3 protein-coding genes are annotated in these 5,688 nt (G+C 73.5%); 2 read left to right on the top strand and 1 reads right to left on the bottom strand.

Annotation, left to right across the window (positions count from 1 at the left end; genetic code table 11):
- Both L1885_RS22470 and L1885_RS22465 read left to right on the top strand, forming a co-directional pair.
- A partial coding sequence (locus tag L1885_RS22470; protein WP_372481996.1) for an FAD-dependent oxidoreductase occupies positions 1-1,513 on the top strand: 1,513 nt, incomplete at its 5' end.
- Positions 1,514-1,747: 234 nt separating this feature from the next.
- Positions 1,748-3,214: a dihydroorotase gene (locus tag L1885_RS22465; protein WP_235798981.1), complete on the top strand. Its 1,467-nt coding sequence runs from the start codon at positions 1,748-1,750 to the stop codon at positions 3,212-3,214.
- A gap of 87 nt (positions 3,215-3,301) precedes the next feature.
- Here L1885_RS22465 and L1885_RS22460 read toward each other — a convergent pair whose 3' ends face one another.
- Positions 3,302-5,167 carry a phosphoenolpyruvate carboxykinase (GTP) gene (locus L1885_RS22460; protein WP_372481995.1) on the bottom strand — a complete coding sequence of 622 codons (1,866 nt, stop codon included), beginning with the start codon at positions 5,165-5,167 and terminating at the stop codon, positions 3,302-3,304.
- Positions 5,168-5,688: the final 521 nt, after the last annotated feature.

Genomic DNA, 5,688 nt, shown 5'->3' with positions numbered 1-5,688 from the left:
GGCTCGCGCTGCGCCTGCTCGCGGCGGGAGCCGCCGCATGACGGGCGAGGAGACGGCCCCGGCGCTGGACCCGGAGGCGGCCCCGGCCGCCCGGGCGGCGGACGGCGACCGGCCGGACCCCGGCGACGGGGCGCTCGACCTGGTGGTCGCGGGTGCGGGCGGCGGTCTCGCCGGCGCGCTGCGGGCGGCGGAGGCCGGGCTGAACGTGCTGGTGGTCGACCCCGACGAGCAGTTCCTGCGCGGCAACAACACGTCCATGTCCACGGCGATGATCCCCGGCGCCGGGTCGCGCTGGCAGCGTGAGGAGGGCGTCGAGGACTCCCCCGCCCGCTTCGTGCGCGACATCGAGGCCAAGACGCACGGCACGGCCGACCCCGGGCTCGCGGCGGCACTGGCCCGGCTCAGCGCCCCGCTGGTGGAGTGGCTCGCCGACGGGGCGGGGCTGCCGCTGCAACTGGTGCGGGACTTCAGCTATCCCGGCCACTCCGCGGACCGGCTGCACACCGTCGAGGGGCGGCACGGCGCCTCGCTGCTGCGCCACCTGCACGGCAGGGCGCGGCGCTCGTCGCGCGTCGACCTGCTCGTCCCGGCGCGGCTGGTGGACGTGGAGGTCCCGGCCGCCGGCGGCCGGGTCACCGGCGCGGTCGTCGAGTACCCGAGCGGACACCGCGAGACGATCCCCACGCGCGCCGTCCTGCTGGCGACCAACGGGTACGGCGCCGAACGCGACCTGGTGGCGCGCCACCTGCCCGAGATCGCCACGGCCGACTACCACGGCGGCCAGTTCTCCCGCGGCGACGGCCTCGCGATCGGCCTGCGGCACGGCGCCGTGGGGGCGTTCATGGACGCCTACCAGGGCCATGCCGCCCTCGCGCGCCGCTCACGCACCCTCGTGGGCTGGGCCACGATCATGCACGGCGCGATCATGGTGGACTCGTCCGGCGAGCGCTTCGGCGACGAGACGACGGGATACTCCGAGTACGCGGCAGCGCTGGCCGCGCGGCCCGGCGCGCGCGGCTGGATCGTGCTGGACGGGCGCATACACGGCCTGTGCACGCCGTTCACCGACTTCCGGCAGACCGCCGAGGCGGGCGCGCTGGTGTGGGCGGACGACGCGGACTCCCTCGCGAAGGCGACGGGCCTGCCGGCCGGCGCCCTCGCCCGCTCACTCGAGGAGCCGGCGGCGCTCGCCGGGGGCGCGACAGCCCCGGGTGGCGGCTCTCCGGGGGCCGACCGGTTCGGCCGGACGTTCTTCGAGGCACCGCTGCGCGCGCCGTACGCGGCGGTCGAGGTGGTGCCGGCGCTCTTCCACACCCAGGGCGGCCTGGCCGTCGACGGCGACGCGCGGGTCCTCGGGCCCGGCGGGGCGCCGCTGCCCGGTCTGTACGCGTCGGGCGGCGCGGCGCACGGCATCTCCGGCCACGGCGCCGCGGGCTACCTGGCGGGCAACGGCCTGCTGCCCGCGCTCGGCCTCGCCTGGCAGGCGGCGAACCACCTGGCGGCGAGCCGCTAGCGGGCGTGGCCGCGCGCCCACCGCGTACCGGGCCGGGCCTTCCGGCCCTGGCATCCCCTGGGCCCGATGCCGTACGACGGACGCACCGGCCGCCCCTCCCGCACCACCGGCCCCGGCACACCGCGCCGGATGCCGAACCCGCACCCGGCCCGACTCCCCGAATCCGCCCCCTGACGACACATCCACCCCGCAGCACCACGCGCCCCGCACGCGCGACCGAGGAAGGCACCGAACATGAGCGAACTGGACCTGCTGATCAAGAACGTGCGCCTGGTGCGGCACGATGCCGCGGACGTCCCGGCGACGGACATCGGCGTCAAGGACGGGAAGTTCCACCGCATCGCACCCGGCATCGACGCGGCCGGCGCGCGCGAGGTGGTGGACGGCAAGGGGCTGCTCGCCTTCCCCGGCGTCGTGGACGCGCACCAGCACTGGGGCATCTACAACCCGCTGTCCGACGACACCGCCACCGAGTCGCGCGCCTGCGCGCAGGGCGGCGTGACCACGGCCCTCACGTACATGCGGACCGGGCAGTACTACATGAACCGCGGCGGCAGCTACGAGGACGTCTTCCCGCTGGTGCTGGAGGGCTCCGAGGGCCGCAGCCACGTGGACTACGCCTTCCACCTCGCGCCGATGCAGAAGTCGCACATCGACGAGATCCCGGAGCTCATCGCCCGTTTCGGCGTGACCTCCTTCAAGATCTTCATGTTCTACGGGGGCCACGGCCTGCACGGCCGCTCCGCCGACCAGAGCTCGTTCCTGATGACGCCGCCCGGCGAGCGCTACGACCTCGCGCACTTCGAGTTCGTGATGCGCGGGGTGCAGGCGGCCCGCGAGGCGTACCCGGAACTGGCGGACGAGATATCGCTGTCGCTGCACTGCGAGACCGCCGAGATCATGACGGCGTACACCAAGCTCGTCGAGGACGAGGGCCGCCTCGACGGCCTGGCCGCGTACAGCGCGTCGCGCCCGCCGCACTCCGAGGGCCTGGCCGTCACCATCGCGAGCTACCTCGCGGCCGAGACCGAACTGCCCAACATCAACCTGCTGCACCTGTCCTCGCGCAAGGCGATCGAGGCGGCGATGCTCATGGCGAAGGCGTTCCCGCAGGTGGACTTCCGGCGCGAGGTGACGATCGGCCACCTGCTCGCGAACATCGAGACGGCCTCCGGCATCGGCGGCAAGGTCAACCCGCCGCTGCGGCCGCAGTCCGACGTGGACGCGCTGTGGGAGCACCTGGTCGCCGGCAACGTCAGCTGGGTCGTCAGCGACCACGCCTGCTGCAAGGAGGAGAAGAAGTTCGGCGATCCGAAGAGCGACGTCTTCCAGGCCAAGTCGGGCTTCGGCGGCACGGAGTACCTGCTGCCGGGTCTCGCCGGCGCGGCGCCCGCGCACGGCCTGCCGCTGCAGAAGGTCGCCGAACTGACGGCATGGGCGCCGGCCCGGCGCTTCGGGCTGCGCACGAAGGGCATGATCGCCGAGGGCTACGACGCGGACCTCGCGCTCGTCGACCCGTCCCGGTCCTGGACGGTGGACGCCGCGGACTCCGAGTCGGCGCAGGAGTACACGCCGCTGCAGGGGCTGGAGATCGGCGCGAGCGTCGAGTCGACGTTCCTGCGCGGGCAGCGGATCTACGGTGACCGCAAGGTCACGGGCGAGCCGCGGGGCCGCTACCTGTCGCGGCCGACGTCGCGCTGAGGCCCGCGGGAACCTCCGCTCGCGCCGGAGATCGCGCGAGACCACCGGGGCCCCCGGAACCGGCGCCGCGGTTCCGGGGGTTCACCGTCATCCGAGGCGCCGCACCAGCGCCCGGTACTCCTCCCACAGCGCCGGCGGCGTGTGGTCCCCGAAGGTCTCCAGGTGCGCGGGGACCAGGGCGGCCTCCTCGCGCCAGACCTCGCGGTCGACGCCGAGCAGCAGTTCGAGGTCGGACTCCGACAGGCCGAGGCCCTCGGTGTCGAGCGCGCCGGGGGCCGGCAGGGTGCCGATCGGCGACTCGACGCCCTCGGCGGTGCCGTCGAGGCGCTGGACGATCCACTTCAGGACGCGGCTGTTCTCGCCGAAGCCGGGCCAGACGAAGGAGCCCTTCTCGTCCTTGCGGAACCAGTTGACGTAGTAGATCTTCGGCAGTTTCGCGGGGTCGCGGTCCGCGCCGACCTCCAGCCAGTGGGCCATGTAGTCGCCCATGTTGTAGCCGCAGAACGGCAGCATGGCGAACGGGTCGCGGCGCAGCTCCCCCACCTTGCCCTCGGCGGCGGCGGTCTTCTCGGACGCGACGTTCGCGCCGAGGAACACGCCGTGCTGCCAGGTGAACGACTCCGTGACGAGCGGTACGGCGGAGGCGCGGCGGCCGCCGAAGAGGATCGCCGAGATCGGCACGCCCTTCGGGTCCTCCCACTCGGGCGCGATGGTCGGGCACTGCCCCGCCGGCACGGTGAAACGGGCGTTGGGGTGGGCGGCGGGGACGCCGGACGCGGGCGTCCAGTCGTTGCCCTTCCAGTCCGTCAGGTGGGCCGGCGGCTCCTCGGTCATGCCCTCCCACCAGACGTCGCCGTCATCGGTGAGCGCGACGTTGGTGAAGACGGAGTTGCCCCACATCGTCCTCATCGCGTTGGCGTTGGTGTGCTCGCCGGTGCCGGGCGCGACGCCGAAGAAGCCCGCCTCCGGGTTGATGGCGTACAGCCGGCCGTCCTCGCCGAAGCGCATCCAGGCGATGTCGTCGCCGATGGTCTCGACCTTCCAGCCGGGGATCGTCGGCTCCAGCATGGCGAGGTTGGTCTTGCCGCAGGCGGAGGGGAAGGCGGCGGCGACGTACTTCGGCTCGGCCGGTCCGTCGTGGCCGCTCGGCGGGGTGAGCTTGAGGACGAGCATGTGCTCGGCGAGCCAGCCCTCGTCCCGGGCCATCACGGAGGCGATGCGCAGGGCGTAGCACTTCTTGCCCAGCAGGGCGTTGCCGCCGTAGCCGGAGCCGTACGACCAGATCTCGCGGTCCTCGGGGAAGTGCGAGATGTACTTGGTGGTGTTGCAGGGCCACGGCACGTCGGCCTCGCCCGGCGCGAGGGGCGCGCCCACGGTGTGCACGGCCTTCACGAAGAAGCCGTCGGTGCCCAGTTCGTCGAGGACGGCGCGGCCCATGCGCGTCATGGTCCGCATCGAGGCAGCCACGTACGCCGAGTCGGTGATCTCGACGCCCAGGGCGGACAGCGGCGAGCCGAGCGGCCCCATGCAGAACGGGACGACGTACATCGTCCGGCCGGCCATCGCGCCGTGGAAGATGCCCTGGTCCCCGGTGAAGACCTCGCGCATCCGCGCGGGTTCCATCCAGTGGTTGGTGGGGCCGGCGTCCTTCTCCTCGGCGGAGCAGATGAACGTACGGTCCTCGACGCGCGCCACGTCCGACGGGTCGGAGGCGGCGTAGTACGAGTTGGGGCGCTTGGCGGGGTCGAGTCGCACGAACGTGCCCTTGGCGACGAGCTCCTCGCACAGGCGCGCGTACTCGGACTCCGAGCCGTCGCACCACACGACGCGCTCCGGCCGGGTGATCGCCGCGATCTCGTCGACCCAGGCGAGCAGTTCCTTGTGCCCGGTGGGCGCCGCTCCGGCGGGGATGTCGGCCGGCGCGACGACGGGAGCTGCCATATCGCTTGCCACGAATGCTCCTTGATGAGGGTGTGAGTTTCCGGCCCCTTGGGGGCTGCGACCCGGACGCTTCGCCGCACGCTCATCCGGTGCCGACCGCACTCATTTGATCATCCGGGCCATCCGCCCATCTGTCCAGAGGGCCTCACACGTGAGCATCGCCACGGATCGAAGCGGGAACCCCGTCCGGCCCAGCCGGGAAACACGCAGGTCAGGCACGAAAGACCGACCCCAGGGCGACGACCGGCGGCGATGCGGGCCGAGGCTCCGACCAGGGCAGGTAAAGGACGTAAAGAAAGCCCTAAGGTTTCGCGCCCGGAAACGGCGGCGGCTCCGGCGTGTCGCGGGGCTCGCCCGGCGAGGCGGAAGTCGGGCCGCGGGACAGGAGGGACGGGGGCGCGGGGAGAGCGGGAAGCGGAAGAGGGGAAGCGGAAGAGGGGGAACGGCGCGCCGAGGCGGGGCGACGCGGGCGAGGGGGCGTGCGGCGGGGCCGGCCCCGGACCCGGGGCCGGCGAGCGCCCGGCGCCGGTCAG

The sequence above is a fragment of the Streptomyces fuscigenes genome (assembly GCF_021556455.1).
In the GTDB taxonomy this organism is placed as follows: Bacteria; Actinomycetota; Actinomycetes; order Streptomycetales; family Streptomycetaceae; genus Streptomyces; species Streptomyces fuscigenes.
The sequence above is the reverse complement of the archived record's forward strand: the minus strand, read 5'-3'. Positions and strand labels throughout refer to the sequence as shown.